We start from the raw sequence: 23,233 nt of genomic DNA, 5'->3' as shown, positions 1-23,233 counted from the left end.
ATGAAATTTTTAAGGCTTGAAAAATTAAAAAAAGATTATTTAGAGAGTATAGGTTTTTCTTGGCACACTGATGAAGATGGGAGTGATTATATCGACAATAAATTAGTTTGTGTTAAAGAAAATGAAGCAAATGCATATTACGAAGCTGTTAATGAGCTTTATGATATGTTTATAGCTGCAGCACAAGAGGTGATTGATAAAAATCGCTTTGATGAGCTTGGCATTCCTTTTAATCTCATTGACGCGATTAAAATGAGTTGGGAAAATGAGGTGCATTGGCATTTGTATGGTCGCTTTGATTTAGCAGGGGGACTTGATGGAAAAGCTATAAAATTGATTGAATTTAATGCTGACACTCCAACAGCTTTGTTTGAAAGTGCAATTTTACAATGGGCGATTTTAAAACAAAATAAACGCGATGAAAGTTCGCAATTTAATAGCATTTATGAATGTTTGATGGATAATTTTAAACGACTTGTTACCCTTGATGAAAATGTAGAAAATTTCGATGAGGTCTATGAGGGTTGGAAAATTCTTTTTTCAAGCATAGCAGGAAATAAAGAAGAAGAAATGACAACGAAATTGCTTGAACATATTGCTAAAGAAGCGGGCTTTGTGACAAATTTTTCTTATGTTGATGAGGTGGAATTTAGCGAAGAGGGGATTTTTAAAAATGGAGAAAATTATGAATATTGGTTTAAGCTCATTCCTTGGGAGGATATAGCCATAGAAGAGGGAGAGCTTGCTATGCTTTTAACACAAATGATGAGAAATCAAAAGGCGATTATCTTAAATCCTGCTTATACTTTGCTTTTTCAAAGCAAAGGCATTTTGAAAATTTTATGGGAGCTTTATCCAAATCATCCCTTACTTTTAGAAACAAAGGATAAACCTTTAGAGGGTAAATCCTATGTAAAAAAACCTGTTTTTGGTAGAGAAGGGGCAAATATAAGTGTGGTAAAAGAAGGTAAAATTTTACACGAAAATATAGGACCTTATGCTAACAATGCATTTATTTATCAAGAATACACTGAATTGAATTCTTATGAAAATGAATATTATCAAGCCGGAGTGTTTTTTGCTTATGAGGGTTGTGGTTTGGGTTTTAGAAAAGGTGGTTTGATTTTAGATAATTCTTCGAAATTTGTAGGACATATTATAAAGGAGGATTGAATGAAAATTGTTTGTTTAGATGCTGCGACTTTGGGTCATTATGATTTATCTGTTTTTAAAGAATTTGGTGAATTTCAAAGCTATAGAACAACTCCTAAAGATAAGGTGATTGAGAGATTAAAAGATGCTGATGTGGCAATGGTGAATAAAATCATCATTGACAAAGAAGTGCTTGATAATACAAATTTAAAGCTTATTTTAGAAACAGCAACGGGGGTTAATAATATAGACCTTGCTTATGCAAAATCTAAAAATATTATTGTTAAAAATGCTGCAGGGTATTCGACCAAAAGTGTGCTCCAGCATACCTTTGCTTTAATGTTTGCCTTTTTAAATCAAATTGTTTTTTATAATCAATGGAGCAAAGAGGGCAAATGGAGCGAGTGTGAAATTTTTACAGATTATACAAAAATTCTCAATACCTTAAGCGGGAAAAAACACGGAATTGTAGGTCTTGGGACAATAGGCAAAGAAGTGGCTCGAATTTCAAAGGCTTTTGGAGCAGAGGTTGCGTATTATTCTACAAGCGGACAGAATAATGATGCAAATTTTAAACGGCTTGATTTTGAAGAACTCTTAAAAGAAAGCGATATTATAAGCATCCATGCACCTTTAAATGAAAACACTAAAAATCTATTCACTTATAAAGAACTTATGTTATTAAAAGAAGATGCTGTGTTGATTAATGTTGGAAGAGGTGGCATTATCAATGAAGAAGATCTAGCAAAAATTTTAAATGAAAAGAATATACGCGTCGGACTTGATGTTTTAGAATTTGAACCGATGGTAAAAAACCATCCGCTTTTAAACATTAAACATAAAGATAATTTAATCATCACTCCGCATATTGCTTGGGCGAGTGAAGAGTCTTTAGATGCTTTAATGAAAATTGTTTATAATAATCTTAAAGAATGGATAGAAAATGGCAAGTGAGCATAGTTTTGATATCAGTGCGGCTGTGGATAAACAAGAGCTTAAAAATGCTTTAGAACAAGCTAAAAAGGAGCTTCAGGCACGTTATGATTTAAAAGGCGTTAAGAGTGAGCTTAGTTTCAATGAAAAGGAAAGTATTTTTCGCCTTAGCTCTTCAAGTGAAGGAAAAGTCGATGTTTTAAGAGATATACTCATTTCAAAATTGATTAAAAGAGGGATAAATACAAAGGCGATTAAAGAACTTGGTCGCGAAAATGGGGCGATGTTTCATTTGAATTTAAAAATTAATGATAGTATTGATAGTGAAAATGCCAAAATAATTAATAAAGCCATAAAGGATAGCAAACTTAAGGTTAGTTCTAGCATTAGAGGAGAGGAAATTCGCGTGGTTTCTAAACAAATCGATGAGCTTCAAAATGTGATAAAACTTGTTAAAGGGCTTGATTTGGAATTAAATCTTAGTTTTAAAAATTTAAAATGAATGTGTTTTTAAAAAGTTTTTCAGTTTTATTTTTGGCTTTGTTTTTAAATTCTTGTGCGAGTAAAACTCAAGATTTTTCTGTTCAAAGTGTTTTGGTGCTCATAAACACTAAGGATTTAAAAATCAATGATGCAGGATTTTTAAAGCAAGAAAAACAAGCTTTAAATTTAGAACTTTACAAATTTGCAAAACCCTTTTTCGCGTTAAAAATCAGCGATAAAATTTGCCTCAATGCAGCTTGTTATCAAAAAGAAATTTTCAATGAAAAATTCCTCAAAAATGCTTATTATGATGATTTTTTAGAGGATATTTTAAGGGCAAAGCCTTTATATAATGGAAAGAATTTAGAAAAACAAACTTGCGGTTTTATCCAAAAAATCAGCACCAAGTCCTATCAAATCATTTATGAGCTTTGCGAGGATAAAATCAGCTTTTTAGACCAAATGTCAGGTACAAAAATTATTTTAAGAAAAATCAAGGGTATTTAAGGATAAATAATGCTGGATTTAAAGGAATTTTTAAACACCAAAGAGATAGAAAAAACTAAAATTTATCAGGAGCTTAAATGCTCTAAAAATGAAGCTTTAATCTTAAAAGAATTGTGCAAAAACTATGTGATTTCAATTTCTTCTATCAATGCTTTTACCTTGCTTTCTTCAGTTTTTAATAGGGATAAATATTCTTATTTGGACGCTTTAGATGATTTAAAAAAACTCATAGAAAGAGGCTTTATAATACAAAATTCAAGCTTCTTCAAAAATATAGATTCAAATAAAACCCAAAATTCAAAACTTTGCCTTTTGCAAAATGAAGTAAGTTTAAGCGAATATTTTTTAGAATTTTTAGAAAACAAACCAAAATTTGAGCTTGATAAAAAAGAAGCTTACAAGGATTATTTAGAATATTTAAGGGATGAATTTGTCCGCATTGAGTTTTATGAAAGATTGAGTTTTATTCGCTCAAGTTCTTATAATAATGAGCTTAAAACTCAAATTAAAAATTATGAAAAATACATTAAAGAACGTCTTAAGAAAAGTAAATTTTATAATGTCTTAAATGATCTTTTTAAAGAACATAATTTAGACACAAAGGAACAAATTTTATTTCTCGCTCTTTTAAGAGAAGAATACACTTTAAGCAATGAAAATTCCATATCTAGAGAATTAACTTCACTTTTATCTTTAATCAGTGAAAACGAGTTTGAACAAAGGCAAAATAAAAAACTCTTAGAAGAGGGTTCAAAACTCATAGATTCTGGATTGATTGAATATGATGAGTATTTAAATGCTTTTGGAGATATTAACAGAAGTTTTTTTATCAGTGATGAAATTTTACAAAGAATGATTAATTTTGAATCCAAACAAAGCAAGAAAATCAAACTAGAAAATGTTGTTAAAGAACAAGATATTTTTGAATTGATTGAACCAAATACAGACATTAACGATATTATTATCCCAGAACAAACCAAAGAACTTTTAGAAAATATACTCAAGCAGCAAGATAAAAAAGTGCTTGAAAGATTGAATCTTTGGGGTATTAGGACGAGTAAAAATATCGAAGCTAAGATTATTTTTTATGGTCCTGCAGGCACAGGCAAAACGATGTCGGCTCTTAGTATGGCAAAATCAATGAAAAAAGCGGTTTTAAGCTTTGATTGTAGTAAAATTTTAAGCAAATGGGTGGGTGAGAGTGAGCAAAATGTTAGGCGCATTTTTGATACCTATAAAAATATTTCAAATACCTGCAAACAAAGTCCTATTTTGCTTCTTAATGAGGCGGATCAGTTCTTAAGTACAAGGGTGCAAAGCAGTAGCGGAAGTGATAAAATGCACAATCAAATGCAAAATATTTTTTTAGAGCAGATTGAACGTTTTAGTGGGGTGATTATCGCAACGACAAATTTTTTAGAGAGTTTGGATACAGCCTTTTCAAGGAGGTTTGATTATAAAATTGAATTTAAAAAACCGGATTTTAAAGATCGTCTTAAAATGTGGAAAAAATTTCTCCCTAAAAATGCTGAATTTGAAAAGGATTTTGATGAAAATATCCTTGCAAACTACGAACTTAGCGGGGCTCAAATTTTACTCATAGTCAAAAATACTGCCTTAAAAGCAGCCATTTCTAAAAATGGAATTTTTACAATGAAAGATTTTTTAGAAAGTATAGAAAAAGAGCTTAATTCTAGCTTTGATAAAACCAAGATTGTAGGATTTTAGTTGAATAAGCAATGTTTATTGCTCAAAAGGTTTAATGTTTAAAAAGCTTTTTGTGGTTATTCTTTAGGAATTAATTTTTAGAGATTTCTTTAAATTTGATTTTATATTATTGCTCATCAAATTAAATATTTACTCTACAATATAAAAATTATAAATCTTATTTTAATTAAAATAAACTTATTGCTTCATTTGGCGATAAATCTGAATTATTTTAAAAAGATAGAGAAAAATTAACTGAAAATTTTTTATTATAATAAAAGATGATTTAGACTTTAACAATTTATACAATCTTATACATTAATCTCAAAAAAATCCTTTTTTTAATTATAATAAAAAGAATAATAATTTTGTTTTCTAAAACAACGAAATTTTTTAACTAAATGAAAGCTATAATTTTTTAAATTATATTATTTTTTATTCAATATAAAATCATATAAATATAAAAAATAAACCTAATTTTATCCAAAAATAGAATAAAATTCGCTTGTTTTAGATTGAAGGCAATAATCTAAAATAAGGAGACAGATATGAGTGTTTTCGGTATCAATGATAGTTCATCATCCGCTTATAGTTCTATACTTTCTAAGAGTAAAGAAAATAAAGAGAATAATCAAGTTAAATTTGTTCATGCTATGATAAAAGATAATATTATAAAATTAAGTGGAATTCAAACTCAAAATTCTTTCACTCTAGTAAAGAATGAAACACTCTATTCAAATCCTTTAGATAATCCTTTACAAAATTCTATTTATGCTTTATTCTAAGGTTTAATGAGCCTTTAAAGGCTCATTTTTATTTGACAGGATGAAGTTCATTTGCGTAAAAACTGACTGAATGCATACCCTCTTTTACAGCCCATTCATAAGCTTTTGCAACAAAACCCCAATTAATATGGCTGAAGAATTTTTCCAAATAAGCCGGACGTGCGTTACGATGATCGACATAATAAGCATGCTCCCAAACATCAACAACTAAAAGTGGAATTTTATCTTCAGTGATAGGAGTAGCCGCATTTGAAGTGCTTACAAATTCAAGTTTGCCGTCTTTATATACAAGCCAAAACCAGCCCGAACCAAACACTCCGGTTGCTCCTTTAATAAATTCTGCCTTGAAATTTTCAAAGCTACCAAATTCTTTTTCAAGAGCGGCTTTAAGATTAGAATCACAGGAATCATCTGCCTTTGGTTGGATACAATCAAAATAAAAATCATGATTATAAACTTGAGCTGCATTATTAAAAAGCCCACCGCTTGAACCCTTAACAATACTAACCAAATCTTTGTTTTCAAATTCTGTATCTTTGATGAGATTGTTAAGATTATTCACATAGGTTTGGTGATGTTTGCCATGATGATAGCTGAAAGTTTCTGCACTTAAAAAATCTCCAAAAGCACCTGTATCGTAAGGTAATTTTCTTAATTCAAACATTGTTAATCTCCTTAAAATTTTTTATGATTTTCTATTGTAGCATAATTTTGTTAAAAAAGATTAAAAAAGTCTTTAATTATTAAATTTTTTGTGGTGACCCATACGAGACTCGAACTCGTGTTACCGCCGTGAAAGGGCGATGTCCTAACCGCTAGACGAATGGGCCTTTTATAAAAAAAGAAGTTATGATTATACATTTATAACGCTTAATATTGGCTGAATTAAAGGGATATTTAAAGAAAATTACTTATAATGAAAGCTTTAATTTAAAGGGTAAAAATGGATCTTATAAGTCTTATTTTTCTTTCTTGTGCCTTAGCAATGGATTCTTTTGCAATCTCTTTATGTAAAGGTTTTAGCGTAAAAAATTTACAAATTAAACATTATATTTTAACAAGTTTTTATTTTGGAGGATTTCAAGCTTTAATGCCTGCTATTGGTTATATTATGGGTGTGAGCTTTGAGCCTTTTGTGCGACCAATTGATCATTGGATAGCCTTTATTTTATTAAGTTTTCTTGGGATAAAAATGATTAAAGAGGGCTTTGAAAATGAAAATTGTCCAAACGATTCAAATCAATTTAATTTTAAGATTATGTGCACCTTATCAATCGCTACAAGCATCGATGCACTCGCTGTTGGAATCGGTTTTGCCTTTTTAAATGTCAATCTCATCTTAGCTCTTTTTTTAATCGGTTTTATAACCTCCATACTCTGCGTCCTTGCTTTAAAAATAGGCAATAGTTTTGGAATTTATTTTAAAAACAAGGCAGAATTTTTAGGCGGTGCGGTGCTCATTTTAATCGGAATTAAAATTTTAATCGAGCATTTGTATTTTGATTAATCCTTTCAATCAATATCAAGTTCAATGCCCACAGGAGCGTGGTCAGAGCCAAAAATATCTTCTCTTATAAAGGCATCTTTAAGTTTTGATTTTAAATTTTTAGAGATAAAAAAATAATCTATTCTCCAGCCCACATTTCTCTCTCTAGCCTTCATTCTATAACTCCACCACGAATATTTTTCTTTAATAGTGCCATGAATTTCTCTAAAAGTATCGATAAAACCAAGCTTTAACAAAGAATCAATCCACGCCCTTTCTATCGGCAAAAAACCCGAAGTGTTTTGATTGGCTTTTGGATGTGTTAAATCAATTTCCTTATGAGCGGTATTGACATCACCGCAAATGATAATCTCTTTCCCTTCTTTTAAAAGTTTTTCTAAATACGATAAAAAATCTGTATAAAATTTCATTTTAAAATTTAATCTTTGCTCATCTTTTTGTCCATTAGGAAAATAAATATTAAAAAGTATAAAGTTCTTAAAACGATGTTCTAAAACCCTGCCCTCATCGTCCTCAAAAAAATCACACTCCCTCACTTCACTTTCAAAATTACAAAGACTCATCACACCAGAATACCCCGCCCTTTGAGCTGAATTTGAATACAAATGCTTAAAACCTAATTCATAGATTTTCTTAGGAATTTGTTCCTTGTGTGCTTTAATCTCCTGAAAACCTAAAAAATCAATCTTTTCTTTTAAAATCCAATCCAAGCCATTTTTATCACAAATCGCCCTTAAGCCATTGACATTCCAAGATATTAATTTCATCAATCTTCCTTTTAAAAATTTAAAATCAAATCATAGCATAATTTATTAGCTGTTGTTAATTTAAAAGCTTTATAATTAAGCTAGATTATGTTTTTTAGGAGAAAAATGCTTCAACTTTCTTGGTTTCAATTTACGCTTTTAAATTCTATTTTAATCACGCTTTTAAATTTTAATCTTTTTGCTTTTGCGTATAAAAATTTAGAGAGTTTTTGGCTTGTTTTAGGCTTTATTTTTGGATATTTTGCATTGATTCATATGATTTTATCGCTCATTTTTGTGAAGTATTTTAGCAAATTTTTTTCTATATTTTTCATCTTTTGTGCTTCTTTAAGTGCTTATTTTATGTATTTTTATGGAATTTTAATCGATACAGATATGGTGCAAAATGTCGCTCAAGTTGATATGAAAGAAATAAAAGATTTACTCAATGCACGTCTGTTGGTTGTGATTTTTCTCATTTTTTTATTTTGCATTTTGGTGTTTAAAATTCGCATTGTCACACAAAAAAGCATACTCAAACAAATGGGTATAAAATTTCTTAATGTATTTTTAAGTCTTGTCTTATTTTTGATGATTTTTTTACCTTTGACAAAGACTTATATCCCATTTTTTAGAAATCATAAAGAAATTAGAATGTTTAATGTGCCTTTTTATCAAATTTATGCTCTATTGCGTTATTATGAAAGATTTTTAAAGCCAAAACCCGAATTTAAAATCCTCTCCTATGATGCCTTCAAAGAAGACAACACCACAAAAAAACTCTTAATCTTAGTCGTAGGAGAAACAGCCCGGGCACAAAACTACTCTCTTGGCACATATAAAAATAACGATACAAATGCTTACACCAAAAAAGACAAGGTTGTGTTTTTTAGTCATTTTTATTCTTGCGGTACTTCTACAGCAATCAGTTTGCCTTGCATGTTTTCTGTGAATAAACGCAAAGATTTTTCAAGCAAAGAATTTGCAGAAAATGCTTTGGATTTCTTGCAAAAAACCGGAGTGAATGTCAGTTGGTATGATAATAATTCTGGCGGTTGTAAAGGAGTTTGTGACAGAATAGCAGATAAGAAATTTTTTGATGCAAATTATGATGAAATTTTGCTCAAAGAGCTTGAATCAAAACTTCAAAATTTAGGCACTCAAAATATTATAGTCCTTCATTTACAAGGCTCACACGGACCCACTTATTATAAACGTTATCCTGAAAATTTTAAGCATTTTACACCAACTTGCGATACAAATAAACTTGAACTGTGCTCACATGAAGCCCTAATCAATACTTATGATAATACTCTACTCTATACAGATTATATTTTAAGTCAAATCATTGCATTGTTAAGGGATAAGAAAGATTATGAAAGTGCGATGATTTATCTTTCTGATCACGGCGAAAGTTTAGGTGAAAATGGAATTTATTTGCATTCAATGCCCTATGCAATTGCTCCTAAAAACCAAATTCATATTCCTTTTATCTTTTGGAGCAATCATTCTTCGCTGAATGAAAAATTATCGCAAAAAAAAGACTTAGAATTCTCTCAAGACAATCTTTTTAGCACACTTTTAGGATATTTTGGCGTTTGGAGTTCTTTTTATGAGAATGAGCTGGATTTATTCAGTTCAAAGGAAAATCCTTGAAACCAAAATACCATTTATTTAAAAATACAAAATACGCCCTTGATGGAATGAAAGCTTTGATTAAAAATGAAAAGGCTTTTCGTTTAGAACTTATGATTATAATCCCGGCTTTGATTTTAAGCTTTTTTTTAAAAATTTCTTTAACACAACATTTATTTTTGATTTGCGTATCGATTTTAGTCTTAATCGTTGAAGCTTTAAATTCAGCCCTTGAAGCCTGTGTGGATTTAACTTGTGAAAAATGGCACGAAAAGGCTAAAATTGCAAAAGATTGTGCTTCGGCGGCTGTGTTTTTAAGCATTTGTCTCGCTGTGGTTGTTTGGATTTATATTTTAGGAAATTTATGGATAAAAAATTAGAAATTTTAATGCAAAAAATTTTGGGCAAAAAACGTTTAGAACTCATTCATTTTCTTTGCAAAAACTGCGATGAAAATGGCTTTTTACTGATAAAAATCAGTGACATTGAAAAACAACTTGGCTTAAGTAAGCCCATGATTATTTCTACCTTTGATTTTTTAGAAGAAAAAAAATGTTTCAAAAAGCTTAAAAATGGCTTTTATCAACTCAAAATTGGAGAAAAAAATGACTCTTAAAAATCCTTTAGACATGCATTTGCATTTAAGAGAAAATCCTATATTAAAATGCGTTGCACCTCACTCGATTCGTAATTTCCGTGCCGCTGTGATTATGCCAAATCTTGTTCCACCCGTTTGTGATTTAACAAGACTTAAAGACTATAAAACACAAATTTTACAAGCCGATGAAGATGAGAATTTCACCCCATTGATGACCCTTTTTTTTAAGGATTATGATGAAAAGTTCTTGCAAAATATCAAAGATGAAATTTTTGCTATCAAACTCTATCCGGCTGGAATTACAACAAATTCACAAGCAGGAGTGAGTAGCTTTGAATTAGAAAAACTAAAACCCGTATTAAATGCGATGAGTGAGCTTGAAATTCCTTTGCTTGTGCATGGAGAAACTAATGATTTTGTCATGGACAGGGAGCAGAATTTTGCTAAAATTTATGAACTTTTAGCAAAGAATTTTCCAAAACTTAAAATTGTTATGGAGCATATTACGACCAAAACACTTTGCGAACTTTTAAAAGACTATGAAAATTTATATGCGACATTAACCTTGCATCATTTAATGCTCACTTTAGATGATGTTTTAGGAGCAAAACTCAATCCTCATCTTTTTTGCAAACCTATCGCAAAAAGATACGAGGACAAAGAAGCTTTATGTGAGCTTGCTTTTAGCGGATATTCTAAAATAATGTTTGGAAGCGATAGTGCCCCTCATCCTAGAGAGCAAAAAGAATGTTGTGGCTGTGCGGCAGGGATATTCAGTGCTCCGGTGATACTTCCACTTTTAGCCGAGCTTTTTGAAGCGCACTCAAATTTAGAAAATTTGCAAAAATTTATTTCAGATAATGCTTGTCAAATTTATCATTTTAACTTCAAAAAAGATAAAATAATAAGCCTAGAAAAACAAGAATGGCAAGTGCCTTCTCATTATGGAGAGCTTGTTCCTTTTATGGCTGGAGAGCTTTTAAAATTTCAAATCAAAAATGTGGATTGAAACTTTGGTTTAATTTAATATTTGATTTAAAAATTTTTAAATCAAATATTAAAAAATCTTTTTTTAGATTTTCTTTTAAGATTTGTTTTAAAATATGCAATCAAATTTGGGATTGCTTTCATTTTTTAAAAAAATGTATCAGTTTAAGACTTGTAAAACGCGATTAAGATTATCTTGTTGAATGCCTTTCCACACAAAAAAATAATCCGCAACACACCAAATTACTAAAATAAGTAATAAAAATCCACCTATAACCAAAAAAGTTGTCGCACCGCCTACAAATAAAAGTGCAATTTTAGCAATGCCTAAACCCATATCTCCTTTATAAAATCTATCTGCACCAAAACTGCCTAAAAATAGACCTAAAATAAGTCCGATGATGGGATTTTTTAAAGGAACTAAACTTAAATTATTCACTTTTTCTTCATCAGCATTTTGAAGTTTTTCTTGGACAATTATCAAAGCTTGTGATGGAATTTTATCTTTAAGCATCATCAATATAACATTAGAATCCATAAACTACCCTTTTGAAATTTAAAAAAAATAAAGCGAGATTTTATCAAAAGAATATTTAAAAATACATAAATATTGATTTTTTAAAATTCTTAAAAGAATAATCAAATAAAGGGTTAATTTTAATTCAAAAATATTCAAAATTTTAAATTTCACATAAAATTCATTTTCATCTGTAAAAATTATGAAATTCTAAAATTTGAGGAGAAAAAGTGAAAACAGATATTTTTATAAAGGATATTAATTTTTTAAAAAAATATGAAATTGACGCACTCAAAAAGCCTTAAATGAAAGCATAGAAAAAGCACATAAATCATCCATATTCAATCATAATTATGAAAAAGTCTGTTATTGCACCTGCCTTTTTGCAAATTATTTTTCAAATAAACTAGCTAAAGCATTATCTTATAATAAAATTTGTGAGATTTTTTGGATAAAAACAACGAATGAGTTTGATTATAAGAAATTTATTATCAATTGTTTTAAACAATTCTAGTATCGATAGAGAATTATTTGAAAATATAAAGACCACTTATTGCAAAGAAAGAATTAATTAAAAAATTTTTAAGACTAAAATTTCTTGCAAAAAATACAACTGCTTGAATCATATTTTAACACTATTTTGAGTTTTATTATTTTTAGAGTGAAATAAAAATTTTATAAAGCCAAAAATAAAAATTTAACTTAAATTTTGCAAATTTGTAAATTTTTTCTATCAATCAATTTGTATTGATAGAAATTTCTAGGACAAAATTAACGAGCCCAATAGAAAATAGACACAAATTGTATAGTTTGAGTCAATTGGCTAAAAAAAATCTTATTTTATTCGTTATAATCCAAAAAATCATTTCTAAATTATAAAATATAAAAAACAAAATAGAGTTTAAAATCAAAGCTCTGGAATTTAAGACTTGACTTTCTCCATTCTCTTTCTTTGCGTTGCGTCAAGATAACGTTTGCGCACACGTATATTTTGCGGAGTCACTTCGACAAGTTCATCTTCTTGTATCCATTCTAAAGCTCTCTCAAGGCTTAATTTTCTAGGTGGCACAAGTTTGATTGCATCATCACTCCCACTTGCTCTAACATTAGTTAAATTCTTGCCTTTGATAGGATTAACATCTAAATCATTGCTTCTTGAATGCTCTCCTATAATCATACCTGTATAGACCTTAGTGCTAGGTTCTATAAAGAGTACTCCTCTATCTTGAAGATTAAATAAAGAATACCCCAAAGCCATGCCATCCTCCATAGAAATCAATGCCCCATTGCCTCTTTTTTCAACATTCCCACTAAAAGGACGAAATTCTAAAAAGCTATGATTCATCACACCCTCACCTTTGGTATCGGTTAAAAACTGACTCCTAAAACCGATAAGAGAGCGGGCTGGAATTTCAAACTCAAGTCTTGTTTGTCCATCTCCGGTTGGCACCATTGTTTTCATTTCAGCCTTTCTTTTTCCAAGTTTTTCAATCACAGCTCCGCTAAATTCATCAGGAACATCAACCACCAAATGTTCAAAAGGCTCTGTTTTAATCCCATTTTCTGTTTTTACAATCACTTCAGGTCTGCCCATACAAAATTCAAAGCCCTCTCTACGCATATTTTCGGCTAAAATTGTGATTTGCAATTCTCCTCTTCCGCTGACTTTAAATTTACCCTCGCCGCTGTTTTCGTATTTCATAGCAATATTTGTTTTAACTTCAGCTTCAAGACGCTCTGCAATTTTATTAGAAGTAACATGTTTGCCTTCGGTTCCTGCTAAGGGTCCATCATTGACCGAAAAAACTATGCTTAAAGTTGGCTCTTCTATGTGTAAAGGATCAAGCGGCATAGGATTGTTAGGATCAACTATACTATCGCCCACATCTAGGGCATCAAAGCCTGCTATAGCCACTATATCACCGCTATAAGCTTCATCAATATCTTTTTTTTCTAAACCCATAAAACCGATGAGTTTTGAAATTCTACCATTAACTTTGCTTCCATCGGCTTTTGCTAGGGTAACATTTTGATTTTTTTTGACAATCCCATTAAAAATTCTAGCAATGCCGATTTTCCCAACAAAATTATCATAACCTAAAGTAAAAACTTGCAATTGTAAAGGATTTTCGTTGCTTCCGCTTGGAGCTGGAATTCTTTGTAAAATGGTTTCAAATAAAGGTTGCATATCCACATTTTCATATTCTAGTTCAAGTTTGGCATAACCATTTTTTGCCGCCGCATAAACTATGGCAAAATCAAGCTGTTCATCATTTGCTTCTAAGGCAACAAAAAGGTCAAAAATTTCATTGACAACCCTTTGAGGGTCTGCTGCATTTTTATCGATTTTATTAATCACGACTATAGGCTTAAGCCCTAAATTTAAGGCTTTTTTTACAACAAATTTGGTTTGAGGCATGACGCCTTCTTGTGCATCAACTAAAAGCAAAACCCCATCAATCATCTTTAAAACTCTTTCAACTTCTCCGCCAAAATCAGCGTGTCCGGGAGTGTCTATGATATTGATTTTCGTGCCTTTGTAATTGATAGCTGTATTTTTTGAAAGTATGGTAATGCCACGTTCTTTTTCTATATCGTTGCTATCCATAACGCGTTCGCTGATTTGCTCTCTTTCACTAAAAGTTCCTGATTGTTTAAGCAGTTCATCAACTAAGGTGGTTTTTCCGTGATCAACATGGGCTATAACTGCGATATTTCTAATATTTTCCAAAGAATTTTCTCCTCAATAAAATCAAAGTTAAAATTATATAAAAATTTTGCTTAAATTTTTAAAATCAAAAGTTGGAATAATTTTTGCTTTTAAGTTTGTAAGATAAAAAATTTGAAAGGATTTAACATGTCAAAACCATTAAACGAAGAGGTTTTAAGCCTAATAAATACTGCGTTAATCAATAGAAAAAATGAAGTCTTACTTCAAATTTTAGAGCTTTTAGAAATTTTAAAAGCAAAAGACGATGAAAAAATGGCAAGAATTTCAAGTGAGCTGACAGAGCTTTTAGCCGATGAGAGCAATCTTGATGAAATTTTAAAAGCTAAAAATTTAGAAGAGCTTTTAAACATTCTTGTAAGACTTAATGAAAACAAGATGATTAAAATTTATGAGAAAAATTATTTAAAAGAAAAATTTCCTCATCTGGCTCAAAGTCAATTTATTAAATAAAAAAAATTAAAGCAAGGAAAAGCAATGTCGAATTTAACTCCACAAAATGATGTTTTAAACTTAAAATCTACTGCTTCTAATCGAGCAAGTAGTAACCATTCTTCAAGTAAAACAAGTAAAAATGCAGAACATTTGAGTCAAACGGATGCTAATTCGAAAAATAATGCTGATTTAAAAAGTTCAGATTCTCCTACAGAAACTGAAAGCTTTTTAAATTCTTTGCTAAAATCCATCGATGAAAATAATGAATTTTCCTCTGATAATACCTTGATAAGCAATACAAAAGAGCTGATTAAACCCGAATTTAGCGAGAGTGAAAAACTTGCAATTTTCGAATCCTCTCCGCTTATGGAGATTTTATCTTTACTTGATAAACTTAAGATTGATAGCACTGATGTTAAGCTTGGCAATCTTTCCACGCAACTTTCAAATCTTGTAAAAACTGAATCAAATCTTAACGCCTTAAAAAATGCGAGTAATTTTAAAGAGCTTTTGGATATTGCTAAAGATTTGGGGCTTAGCGTTAAAAATATCAAAATTGAACATTTAACTCAAAGCTTAAAAGATGAATTTCCAAATTTAAATCAAGCAGGTTTTTTTAAAAATCCCTCTTTAGATAGTGTTTCTAAAGAACTTATACACCACAAAATGCTTGAAATAACAAATAAAAATTCTCACACTTTAAAACAAGGCAAAGACAATGCTTCTTTGTTGGTGCAAACTTTGCAAAATTTAGATTCTATCATCAAAGATAAGAAATTAAAAAATCAAAATTTAAAAGCAAAAGAGCAAAAAAATGAAAATGAACTTTTAGATTCTAAAAACCATTCTAAAAATATCCAAACACAAGATTTAAGCGATGAAAATTCAAAAAATTTAAGTCTAAAAGACTCAAAAGAGAATTTAAAAGAAAATAAAGCAAATTTCGATACAAAACTCAATCAAACAATGGAAAAAAATGAGAATAAAACAAAAAATACTCAAGAATTAAAAACTGAAACTCAAACAAATTTTAAAGAGCTTTCAAAAGAAAATTCTAAAGAGAATTTAAAAACTCAAATTCCACTAAAAGAAAATACAGAGTCTAAAACAGAGCCAAAAAGGGAAAATAATCTCAACGATATAAAAGAAAACATTAAAGATATTAAAGATTCTAAAAAAGACTCAAAAGAGAATTTAAAAGAAAATAAAGCAAATTTCGATACAAAACTCAATCAAACAATGGAAAAAAATGAGAATAAAACAAAAAATACTCAAGAATTAAAAACTGAAACTCAAACAAATTTTAAAGAGCTTTCAAAAGAAAATTCTAAAGAGAATTTAAAAACTCAAATTCCACTAAAAGAAAATACAGAGTCTAAAACAGAGCCAAAAAGGGAAAATAATCTCAACGATATAAAAGAAAACATTAAAGATATTAAAGATTCTAAAAAAGACTCAAAAGAGAATTTAAAAGAAAATAAAGCAAATTTCGATACAAAACTCAATCAAACAATGGAAAAAAATGAGAATGTAAGCAAAATTCCATTTTCTAAAGAAAGCAAAGAAAATTCCACTTTTGATAGCCTTTTCACTAAGGATTTAAAATCAGAAAACACCGAAGATTTAAACGCAAATCACACTCACAAAGACAGCACAGATGAGCTTCATTCTTTGGTTAAAGATTTGAGTAAAACAAGTCAAAATCAAGTGAAAAATCCTATCAATACTAAAGAAACTTTGCAGTATTTTTCACAGGATTTAAAGGAGGCTTTGGAGCAATATAAAGCACCGATTACAAGGCTTAATATCACGCTTAATCCTTCAAATTTAGGTGAGGTTGAAGTTACGCTTGTGCAAAGAGGAAATAATTTACACATTAATTTTAACTCGAACACAAATGCGATGAATTTGTTCATACAAAATCAAGCTGAATTTAAAAATTCACTTGTAAATATGGGATTTACAGGGCTTGAAATGAATTTTAGCGACCAGAATAAAAAAGAGCAAAATTCAGGACAAGGTAAAAATAAATCGGGCTTAAAAAATTTAGAAAATGCAGACGATTCTAAAGTGAATTTAGAGCTTGTTTTAGCAAAATATTTCTAATATGGAATACTTTTTGCTATAATTTTAATGAAAGTATAAAAAGGAGTTTATCATGGCAATTTCAAATTCAAGCTGGAACTATACCACAAATCCAACGACAGATACAACCAGTTCTACAAATGCGGCAAGTTCTACAACAAACAACAATACCATAGCAAGCAATCCAAGTGCAGCTTTAGATAAAGATGCTTTTTTAAAGCTTCTTTTAATCGAGCTTCAATACCAAGACCCAACTGACCCTATGGATACAGATAAGATGCTCACTCAAACTTCGCAATTAGCAGCCTTAGAAATGCAACAAAACACAAATTCAACAATGCAAAAAATGGTTGAAACTATGGAATTACTTGCATCTTCATTTGGCACAAGTATGAGCACGGCGGCTGTGGGTGCTATAGGTAAAATGGGGACAATTCAAGACCCTACAATCAATCTTACAGGAGCTGATGAGATTATCACTCTTAAAATGTATTTGCCTGAAGATTCTAATGAAGATGGTCTGACCTTAGAAATTTATGATGAGCAAGGAAAGCTTGTTTTTAGCGAAAAAAGTAATGAGGGAAAAATTGCAAATGAGGGCGTTTATACCTTAGAATGGCCGGGCAGAAATAATGATGGTGTTTTTGCAGGAAGCGGAAAATATACAGCAAAAATTGTTTATAATAATGCTGATGGTGAGAAAATTACCGCAAGTTATGGAACATATAAGATTGATGGAATTGTATTTAAAGACGGCATAGCTTATGCGAAAATGGGCGGACAAGAAGTTCCATTCGACCAAATTGCAGAAATTTCAAATTATAAATAAAGAGTCAAGTTATGATGAGTTCATTTTATAACGGCGTTGAAGGGGTTAAAACGCAAAGTTTTGGTATTGATATTACCGCAAATAATATCGCTAATATCAATACAACAGGTTTTAAGCATTCAGGTGCTGAATTTAAAGATATATTTTATAGTGTTGTCTCTACGCAATCAACCAACCCTGCTCAAAGAGGTCTTGCTGCGTCTTATGCGGCTTCGAAGCTCTATTTTGACCAAGGCTCTCCTGCGGCGAGTGAAGGTGAATTTGATGTTGCCTTGCAGGGTAAAGGATTTTTTGGTGTTTTAGGGGCTGATGGAGGGGTTTATTATACGAGAAATGGTTCTTTCAGACGCGATGCGGCTGGAAATTTGGTGGATTCTTATGGAAATTTTGTTTTAGGGACGATGAATCCAGCATTTTCAACGACTGCTTATAGTGATAGAGTTGCAGAGCTTATGGGATATATGTATGGGACACCTGTAAGAGAGGGCTATACAGTGAGTTCAAATGCGGGATTTGATATAGGCACACCCGCTTCACAAAGCAATCTTTTTGTGCCTACAAATATGTATTTGCCACCGCAAACCACTCAAAATGTTAAATGGAATGGAAGTTTGGATTCTAGTGTAAAAACTGAAATTGTAATGATAGACCTTGACCCTAATCAACTCACTCTTACAAAAACCGATGAGGGCAAGTATATAGTTAGCGGAAGTGTGAATTTAGAAGAAACATTTGGTGCAAAAGCTGGAGATAAGGTGATTTTAAATTTTTCCGATGCAAATGGCGTGAAAAAAAGTTTTGAAGCTGTTTTAGATGAGAATTTAAGCTTTACAAGCAATGCACTTGATTTAGATGGACTTGACCCAGACACTTTGGAAATAAGCACTGCACAAGTTGCAACTGAACAGCAAAAAGCAAACAAAGACACACTTGAAGCCCCTATTTATAATGCAGATGGAAGTAAAAGCACCTTAAGACTTAGCCTAGAAAGGGTTTTGCCTGATGTAGGAGGCAATATGCAATATAAAGTTAATGCTCAAATTTACAATGATAAGGGCGAAGCTGTAGGTGATGCGGTTGAGGGAAATTTGGTTTTTAATGAATTTGGAGCTTTGTTAGAAAGCAATATTCCTAGTATCAATAATCCTAATGGCGGGGCGATTAATTTGGATTTAGGCACACCTTATGACCCAAATATTACGGGTTCTGGTTATAGTGGAATTTATATTAGACCGGGGGTAGAAAAAAATATAGTGACTCAACACGATGGAATTGCTGAAGGATTTTTTGAAAAATATAATATCGCAGAAGATGGAAGTATCTTTGCTTCATTTAGTAATGGTATGAATGCTGTTGTCGGCAGACTTGCTTTATATAATTTCATCAATGAGCAAGGTTTGGCTGCTGTAGGGGATAATATTTTTGCAGCAACAGGAAATAGCGGAGAGGCAAATTTTATCATGTCTAATGGACAAATAATCAATACAGCTCAATTCAAAGGGGGATTTTTAGAGCAATCCAATGTTGATTTAGGGGTGGAGCTTTCAAATCTCATCGTGATGCAAAAAGCTTTTGATGCAAGTTCAAAAAGTATCACAACAAGTGATCAAATGATACAAAAAGCCATCAATATGAAAAGATAAGTTCAAAAGGCTTTCTTGTTAAAGCCTTTATCTTTTCTGTATGATTTTCTCCATAATTTTTTGTAGAAATTACAGACATTCTTTCTTGACTGAAATAAAAAAGTTTTCCGCTGTCTTGTTCATTTAAAATGTGTTTTTTGCGAATTCTTTCTGTATCAAAAATATCAAAATAAAGAATATTTTCATAAGAAATTTCCTTAGCCTTAATATAAATTTCGGTTCCATAAGAATATTTTTGAAGCATTTTAAATTTAGAATCCATTTGATAATATAAATTGATTAATTTTTTATAGCCTTGCACACAATGATTATATTTTTGCACTATTTTTTCATAAACAATAAGAATCTTTTTTTGCATTATTGTTAAATTTCCTTTATTTTCGAATTTTTTCAGCCTGATAACATTAGACTGGTTTTTAATTAAAAATTCATAATGATTGCCCATTTGTTTGCTAAGCTCTTTAATTTTTAATTTTATTTCTGAAAATAATGTTTGCAAATCCTCGTATTCTGTTTCATTTGAATTTTTATCCAGCATTAAAAGAGGTGTTATGTGGATTAAATTTCCTGTTTTTAAGGATTTTTCTACAACCAAAGCTTTTTTAGGATAGAGCTTATTGTTAGGCAGTAATTCTTCAACGAAAATATAATCCGCTTCGATTTCTGATGAAATTGAAGCTTTCACATAAACATTTTTGGCTATAACCTTGCCATTTTCAAGTTTATCGATATAAGCATTTTGAGCCTCTAAAAATCCTCTGTGTATATTGATGAAAGCCGTATCTGCTAAAAGCTCACTTTCTCTATGAGTCCCACCGCTTATATTGAGAATTTTAGCAATGATTTTAGCATCTCCTATGCTTCCATTGATTTTCACATGAGGAACTTGAATATTGACAATGCCTCCCTTAATCGCATCGTTAAGGTCATTTGTATTTGAAACTTCAAGGCTTATTTCTTCGTTCATATCCACTTTTATCGAACCTGTGGTTTTAAGTCCGACAGATTCGACTTTTAAGACCTTTGAGACACTATACCCATTGAGTGAATCATAGGTAAAAAATCCATAATGAGCCGCATAATATTTAACCCTATCTTCAAAATCTTTCTCATAAATGCTTTTATCTTTTAATTCTAATTTCTTTGGTTCATCTAAAGACTTTTCTTCCAAAGCCATTAGGGTTTTTCCTCTTAAATTTCTGCCCGATTTTGCCTCTTGAGTGTAGATAAATTCAAGGAGTAAATCATCTTTTTTAACAGGATTGCAATACCCTAACTCATCATAACTCATATCTTTTTGCTTTCTTTGTTTGCTACTTAGCTCTTTGTGAAAAATCATTTCTCCCATTTTATAGGCTTTAGCAGCCACACCACGACAAACTTTAAATTCAAATTCTGTTTGAGTTTTTGATTCTTTTAAAATTTGGACAAAACGTTCGATGTCTTGTTCTAAATTTTTACTCAAACGAAGGATTAAAAATCTTTCTTTAATCAGCTGTTTAAATAAAGAATTTAAAATATCTTTTTTCAAATCCTCATAATAAAAAAGCTTTTCATCACTCAAAAGCACAGCATTTAAAATCGTAAAATCCTCATTTGCATTGAGACGAATTCGAAACAATTTTTCTTGAGTTTTGGGATGAATTTCTATTTTGTATTCTTGGTTGATACTCTCATATTCTTCAACAAAAAAATCATCATTATAGAAAATATCAAGCTCTTTACTTGAATAAATTTTTTCTTGTTCAGAGTCTTTTTTATAACATAGGGTTTGATAGTCTAATACAGAAAAATCAAGAGCCATTTTTGATATTTTTTCTTCATTTTCAAGCGATTCAAAAGGAATTTTAGTTTGGAGGATTTTTGCTTTATACATAACCCCCCCCCATTAACTTATGATACTAAAGAATCGTTCTTTTAGGCTTTGATAATTTTCTTTTATATCAAATTCCTTAAGAAAGACTAAAACTTTCTCGCAATGACGACATTTGATGAGTTTATTTGAGTTTTCAAGCTCCTCGTGTATGCTTTCTGGGACCTTATAGATATTTTCTAAAGAACAACTGCAAATATAATCATAGGTTTTTTCGTTGTAAATGTCTTTATTTTGCAAAGTTTTTAACATAATGTATTGTTCTAAATTAAAATGCACCTCATTAATGTGAAGTGCTTTATCTAAAAAATTAGCTAACAATATATCCTCTTGTGCAAAATGTTTTATAACAAAATCATTCACTAAGGCTTCAAGTTTTTGAGCAAAGTGTTTAATGTCATTAGAATGATTTAATAATTCTCTGGCTTGATTTGCAAGTGCCATATGAGCTTTTCTGTGTTCTTCAAATAAAGGAAATTCAATATCTTTCATAAATTCTTCCTCATCAGTGAAATGAGTTTTCATATAATGAAACAATCTCATCGTAATTTTCTTAAGTTCTTTTTTAAGCTCTAAAGAATTTGGATTTTGCTCTAATTTATGGATGGTATAAGCTGTATCATTAGCAATTTGAATGATTGCCTCGTGTTGTTTATCAAGCTCTATATTGTTAATGCTAAAGTCTTTTGTCCAGCTGATGTATTGATATTTTTGTTGCATAATATATCCTTATAGATAAAAATTATAATTATTATAAATTCTATCACTTAAATTTATGCTTAATGAATTTAAGTATTTATAAAAATTATGAAATAATAAAAATAATAAAGCCTAAAATACTAGAAATTTTTTTAAAAAATTTAACAGCATTTCAATGATAAAAATGCAATTTTTAAAATAAAAATATAGATATTATTTTTTAAAGTTTTTCTTTTAATTCTTTATCCAAATTAAGCAAATCTTCATAAGTCTTTTTGCTGTGCTCCAAAAGTTCATCAAATTTAAAACCAAGCATAACAATGCGGTAAAGATTAGGTTTGTGCTTACGCCAATTATATAAGGTGCTCACATCAATATCTAAATAATACGCCATATCTCGTTTGGTTTTTTTTATCACTATTTATCCTTAAAATTCTTTATTTTTTTAATTCTACTTCAACAATTCTTTATAAAAAACACTTGAAATATTCAATTATTTTTTATAAATAAATTGAATATTTCAAAATTATTTAAGTAATTGTATGGAATAATTCTTAGAAATTTTTTTATAAAATAAGGAGTTAAAAATGAGTTTAAGTATAGATGCGGTGCTGTCAAATCTAAAAGATAAATTGCCAAAAGATGAAATATTTGCAGAAAATATTAAAGCCGAATTTCAAAGACTAAACGATAGTAAAAAACAAAAGGCAATCTCACAAATTCCAATGCTTGATTTGAAAAATCCTGCATTTGTTTTTTGGGTAGGAAATGTTATGTTTGGTGCTTTTGGAGTTGCTCGTTTTATGATAGGAGATAAAAAGCTAGGAATATATCGTCTGCTGTTTTTAGGTGTTTATATAATCTTTGCAATCATGGCAGCCACAGCACTAACACTTGGAAGTTATAATCTAGCAGACATCATACATGTTATAACTGCAAGTTTGATAATAGTTGCTTATGTTTGGTGGATTGTGGATTTGTTTTTAGTGGGTAAAAAATTGCGTCAAAAAAATTATGAAAAAATTATGCAAATTTTAAAATAAATTTATCTTAGAGGATCAAGAAAATGAATGAAAATTATAAACCTTTTAAACAAGAACCTAAAATAATCTATGAAAGAGACAGCTTTAAAATCGTTGTGGGTCAAGCATGCACTAATGAGGATGAAAAATTTTGTATAGGATTAAGAGCAAACGCTTTTCCTAACAAGGCTTATGTAATCTTTATGCCACAACTTAGTTTAAATTTTTTAAAAAGTCTTTTAGGAGAAGAGGGCAGCGATAATGAAGAACTTATAAAAGCCATTAAAGAAATGATAGAATCATAATGAAAAAGTATATTTTAAGCTTTTTAACGGGTTTTATTTTTTTTAGGTTGTTTTGAG

At 30.2% G+C, this 23,233-nt stretch carries 23 protein-coding genes, 1 tRNA gene and 1 pseudogene; 17 read left to right on the top strand and 8 right to left on the bottom strand.

The features are described from left to right. The 6 genes from CCUN_RS08035 to CCUN_RS08010 all read left to right on the top strand — a co-directional run bounded on the left by CCUN_RS08035 (position 1) and on the right by CCUN_RS08010 (position 5,567). Positions 1-1,173 carry a glutathionylspermidine synthase family protein gene (locus tag CCUN_RS08035; RefSeq protein ID WP_027305768.1) on the top strand — a complete coding sequence of 391 codons (1,173 nt, stop codon included), beginning with the start codon at positions 1-3 and terminating at the stop codon, positions 1,171-1,173. Next, positions 1,174-2,106, top strand: a complete 933-nt coding sequence (locus tag CCUN_RS08030) for a D-2-hydroxyacid dehydrogenase (RefSeq protein WP_027305769.1) — start codon at positions 1,174-1,176, stop codon at positions 2,104-2,106. It begins immediately after the preceding gene. Then, positions 2,096-2,587 carry a YajQ family cyclic di-GMP-binding protein gene (locus tag CCUN_RS08025; protein ID WP_027305770.1) on the top strand — a complete coding sequence of 164 codons (492 nt, stop codon included), beginning with the start codon at positions 2,096-2,098 and terminating at the stop codon, positions 2,585-2,587. The genes CCUN_RS08030 and CCUN_RS08025 overlap by 11 nt, the downstream gene beginning before the upstream one ends. Beyond that, a complete protein-coding gene (locus tag CCUN_RS08020; RefSeq protein ID WP_035175800.1) occupies positions 2,584-3,075 on the top strand; it encodes a hypothetical protein in 492 nt (163 codons plus the stop codon). The genes CCUN_RS08025 and CCUN_RS08020 overlap by 4 nt, the downstream gene beginning before the upstream one ends. A 9-nt stretch (positions 3,076-3,084) precedes the next feature. Further along, positions 3,085-4,803 (top strand): AAA family ATPase, encoded by a 1,719-nt coding sequence (locus CCUN_RS08015; protein WP_027305772.1) that lies wholly within the window; start codon positions 3,085-3,087, stop codon positions 4,801-4,803. 527 nt (positions 4,804-5,330) lie between these two features. Continuing rightward, on the top strand, positions 5,331-5,567 hold the full coding sequence (locus tag CCUN_RS08010) for a hypothetical protein (protein ID WP_027305773.1): 237 nt from the start codon (positions 5,331-5,333) through the stop codon (positions 5,565-5,567). 28 nt (positions 5,568-5,595) lie between these two features. Here the strand turns inward: CCUN_RS08010 and sodB are convergent, their stop codons facing one another. Together sodB and CCUN_RS08000 are read right to left on the bottom strand one after the other, a co-directional pair. Further along, positions 5,596-6,231 (bottom strand): superoxide dismutase [Fe], encoded by a 636-nt coding sequence (sodB, locus tag CCUN_RS08005; protein WP_027305774.1) that lies wholly within the window; start codon positions 6,229-6,231, stop codon positions 5,596-5,598. Between the two features lie 91 nt (positions 6,232-6,322). Further along, positions 6,323-6,397, bottom strand: a tRNA-Glu gene (locus CCUN_RS08000). Between the two features lie 113 nt (positions 6,398-6,510). On the opposite strand from CCUN_RS08000, the gene CCUN_RS07995 reads away from it, so the two are divergent. Continuing rightward, a complete protein-coding gene (locus CCUN_RS07995) occupies positions 6,511-7,074 on the top strand; it encodes a manganese efflux pump MntP (protein WP_027305775.1) in 564 nt (187 codons plus the stop codon). 5 nt (positions 7,075-7,079) lie between these two features. On the opposite strand, the gene CCUN_RS07990 is transcribed toward CCUN_RS07995, so the two are convergent. Further along, on the bottom strand, positions 7,080-7,841 hold the full coding sequence (locus CCUN_RS07990; RefSeq protein ID WP_027305776.1) for an exodeoxyribonuclease III: 762 nt from the start codon (positions 7,839-7,841) through the stop codon (positions 7,080-7,082). Between the two features lie 105 nt (positions 7,842-7,946). Here CCUN_RS07990 and CCUN_RS07985 point away from each other — a divergent pair, with 105 nt between their 5' ends. Genes CCUN_RS07985 through pyrC form a run of 4 tightly spaced genes read left to right on the top strand, consistent with a single transcriptional unit; the run spans position 7,947 to position 11,062 of the window. Further along, positions 7,947-9,476 (top strand): phosphoethanolamine transferase, encoded by a 1,530-nt coding sequence (locus tag CCUN_RS07985; protein ID WP_027305777.1) that lies wholly within the window; start codon positions 7,947-7,949, stop codon positions 9,474-9,476. Then, positions 9,473-9,835, top strand: coding sequence for a diacylglycerol kinase (locus CCUN_RS07980; RefSeq protein WP_027305778.1), 363 nt, complete (start codon positions 9,473-9,475; stop codon positions 9,833-9,835). Before CCUN_RS07985 ends, CCUN_RS07980 begins: the two co-directional genes overlap by 4 nt. Continuing rightward, positions 9,820-10,071 (top strand): replication/maintenance protein RepL, encoded by a 252-nt coding sequence (locus CCUN_RS07975; protein ID WP_027305779.1) that lies wholly within the window; start codon positions 9,820-9,822, stop codon positions 10,069-10,071. Before CCUN_RS07980 ends, CCUN_RS07975 begins: the two co-directional genes overlap by 16 nt. Next, complete coding sequence (gene pyrC / locus CCUN_RS07970; protein WP_027305780.1) at positions 10,061-11,062, top strand: dihydroorotase; 1,002 nt, start codon at positions 10,061-10,063, stop codon at positions 11,060-11,062. The genes CCUN_RS07975 and pyrC overlap by 11 nt, the downstream gene beginning before the upstream one ends. A 138-nt stretch (positions 11,063-11,200) precedes the next feature. On the opposite strand, the gene CCUN_RS07965 is transcribed toward pyrC, so the two are convergent. Together CCUN_RS07965 and typA are read right to left on the bottom strand one after the other, a co-directional pair. Further along, positions 11,201-11,578, bottom strand: a complete 378-nt coding sequence (locus tag CCUN_RS07965; RefSeq protein ID WP_027305781.1) for an NINE protein — start codon at positions 11,576-11,578, stop codon at positions 11,201-11,203. A gap of 901 nt (positions 11,579-12,479) precedes the next feature. Beyond that, the gene (gene typA, locus CCUN_RS07960; protein ID WP_027305782.1) at positions 12,480-14,288 is read right to left on the bottom strand and encodes a translational GTPase TypA; all 1,809 of its coding nucleotides are present in this window, start codon (positions 14,286-14,288) and stop codon (positions 12,480-12,482) included. Positions 14,289-14,414: 126 nt separating this feature from the next. Here typA and CCUN_RS07955 point away from each other — a divergent pair, with 126 nt between their 5' ends. From CCUN_RS07955 to CCUN_RS07940, 4 genes and pseudogenes are all read left to right on the top strand, one after another. Beyond that, a complete protein-coding gene (locus CCUN_RS07955; protein WP_027305783.1) occupies positions 14,415-14,738 on the top strand; it encodes a hypothetical protein in 324 nt (107 codons plus the stop codon). A 24-nt stretch (positions 14,739-14,762) separates the two neighbouring features. Continuing rightward, positions 14,763-16,826 (top strand): flagellar hook-length control protein FliK, encoded by a 2,064-nt coding sequence (fliK, locus tag CCUN_RS07950; RefSeq protein ID WP_085296679.1) that lies wholly within the window; start codon positions 14,763-14,765, stop codon positions 16,824-16,826. Between the two features lie 52 nt (positions 16,827-16,878). After that, positions 16,879-17,631, top strand: a pseudogene (locus tag CCUN_RS07945) (flagellar basal body rod modification protein); the annotation flags it as partial. 14 nt (positions 17,632-17,645) lie between these two features. Next, the gene (locus CCUN_RS07940) at positions 17,646-19,277 is read left to right on the top strand and encodes a flagellar hook-basal body complex protein (RefSeq protein ID WP_027306026.1); all 1,632 of its coding nucleotides are present in this window, start codon (positions 17,646-17,648) and stop codon (positions 19,275-19,277) included. Here the strand turns inward: CCUN_RS07940 and CCUN_RS07935 are convergent. From CCUN_RS07935 to CCUN_RS07925, 3 genes are all read right to left on the bottom strand, one after another. After that, positions 19,261-21,153 carry a flagellar assembly protein A gene (locus CCUN_RS07935; protein WP_085296678.1) on the bottom strand — a complete coding sequence of 631 codons (1,893 nt, stop codon included), beginning with the start codon at positions 21,151-21,153 and terminating at the stop codon, positions 19,261-19,263. The two genes, CCUN_RS07940 and CCUN_RS07935, sit on opposite strands and share 17 nt — an antisense overlap. 12 nt (positions 21,154-21,165) lie before the next feature. Next, positions 21,166-21,870: a hemerythrin domain-containing protein gene (locus tag CCUN_RS07930; RefSeq protein WP_035175889.1), complete on the bottom strand. Its 705-nt coding sequence runs from the start codon at positions 21,868-21,870 to the stop codon at positions 21,166-21,168. 199 nt (positions 21,871-22,069) lie between these two features. Further along, positions 22,070-22,267 (bottom strand): transcriptional regulator, encoded by a 198-nt coding sequence (locus CCUN_RS07925; RefSeq protein WP_027306024.1) that lies wholly within the window; start codon positions 22,265-22,267, stop codon positions 22,070-22,072. A gap of 169 nt (positions 22,268-22,436) precedes the next feature. Between CCUN_RS07925 and CCUN_RS07920 the strand changes: the two genes are divergently transcribed. Together CCUN_RS07920 and CCUN_RS07915 are read left to right on the top strand one after the other, a co-directional pair. Then, entirely contained in the window at positions 22,437-22,892 is a 456-nt protein-coding gene (locus tag CCUN_RS07920) for a hypothetical protein (protein ID WP_027306023.1), read from the top strand. 23 nt (positions 22,893-22,915) lie between these two features. After that, positions 22,916-23,176, top strand: a complete 261-nt coding sequence (locus tag CCUN_RS07915; protein ID WP_027306022.1) for a hypothetical protein — start codon at positions 22,916-22,918, stop codon at positions 23,174-23,176. Positions 23,177-23,233 lie beyond the last annotated feature (57 nt).

Origin of the sequence: Campylobacter cuniculorum DSM 23162 = LMG 24588 (assembly GCF_002104335.1) — a bacterium.
GTDB lineage: Bacteria > Campylobacterota > Campylobacteria > Campylobacterales > Campylobacteraceae > Campylobacter_D > Campylobacter_D cuniculorum.
The sequence above is the reverse complement of the archived record's forward strand: the minus strand, read 5'-3'. Positions and strand labels throughout refer to the sequence as shown.

Bases quoted from the DNA above. Each gene is read 5' to 3' on its own strand.
- CCUN_RS08035 (WP_027305768.1), top strand. From the start codon at position 1: ATGAAATTTTTAAGGCTTGAAAAATTAAAAAAAGATTATTTAGAGAGT.
- CCUN_RS08030 (WP_027305769.1), top strand. From the start codon at position 1,174: ATGAAAATTGTTTGTTTAGATGCTGCGACTTTGGGTCATTATGATTTA.
- CCUN_RS08025 (WP_027305770.1), top strand. From the start codon at position 2,096: ATGGCAAGTGAGCATAGTTTTGATATCAGTGCGGCTGTGGATAAACAA.
- CCUN_RS08020 (WP_035175800.1), top strand. From the start codon at position 2,584: ATGAATGTGTTTTTAAAAAGTTTTTCAGTTTTATTTTTGGCTTTGTTT.
- CCUN_RS08015 (WP_027305772.1), top strand. From the start codon at position 3,085: ATGCTGGATTTAAAGGAATTTTTAAACACCAAAGAGATAGAAAAAACT.
- CCUN_RS08010 (WP_027305773.1), top strand. From the start codon at position 5,331: ATGAGTGTTTTCGGTATCAATGATAGTTCATCATCCGCTTATAGTTCT.
- sodB (WP_027305774.1), bottom strand. From the start codon at position 6,231: ATGTTTGAATTAAGAAAATTACCTTACGATACAGGTGCTTTTGGAGAT.
- CCUN_RS07995 (WP_027305775.1), top strand. From the start codon at position 6,511: ATGGATCTTATAAGTCTTATTTTTCTTTCTTGTGCCTTAGCAATGGAT.
- CCUN_RS07990 (WP_027305776.1), bottom strand. From the start codon at position 7,841: ATGAAATTAATATCTTGGAATGTCAATGGCTTAAGGGCGATTTGTGAT.
- CCUN_RS07985 (WP_027305777.1), top strand. From the start codon at position 7,947: ATGCTTCAACTTTCTTGGTTTCAATTTACGCTTTTAAATTCTATTTTA.
- CCUN_RS07975 (WP_027305779.1), top strand. From the start codon at position 9,820: ATGGATAAAAAATTAGAAATTTTAATGCAAAAAATTTTGGGCAAAAAA.
- pyrC (WP_027305780.1), top strand. From the start codon at position 10,061: ATGACTCTTAAAAATCCTTTAGACATGCATTTGCATTTAAGAGAAAAT.
- CCUN_RS07965 (WP_027305781.1), bottom strand. From the start codon at position 11,578: ATGGATTCTAATGTTATATTGATGATGCTTAAAGATAAAATTCCATCA.
- CCUN_RS07955 (WP_027305783.1), top strand. From the start codon at position 14,415: ATGTCAAAACCATTAAACGAAGAGGTTTTAAGCCTAATAAATACTGCG.
- fliK (WP_085296679.1), top strand. From the start codon at position 14,763: ATGTCGAATTTAACTCCACAAAATGATGTTTTAAACTTAAAATCTACT.
- CCUN_RS07940 (WP_027306026.1), top strand. From the start codon at position 17,646: ATGATGAGTTCATTTTATAACGGCGTTGAAGGGGTTAAAACGCAAAGT.
- CCUN_RS07935 (WP_085296678.1), bottom strand. From the start codon at position 21,153: ATGTATAAAGCAAAAATCCTCCAAACTAAAATTCCTTTTGAATCGCTT.
- CCUN_RS07930 (WP_035175889.1), bottom strand. From the start codon at position 21,870: ATGCAACAAAAATATCAATACATCAGCTGGACAAAAGACTTTAGCATT.
- CCUN_RS07920 (WP_027306023.1), top strand. From the start codon at position 22,437: ATGAGTTTAAGTATAGATGCGGTGCTGTCAAATCTAAAAGATAAATTG.
- CCUN_RS07915 (WP_027306022.1), top strand. From the start codon at position 22,916: ATGAATGAAAATTATAAACCTTTTAAACAAGAACCTAAAATAATCTAT.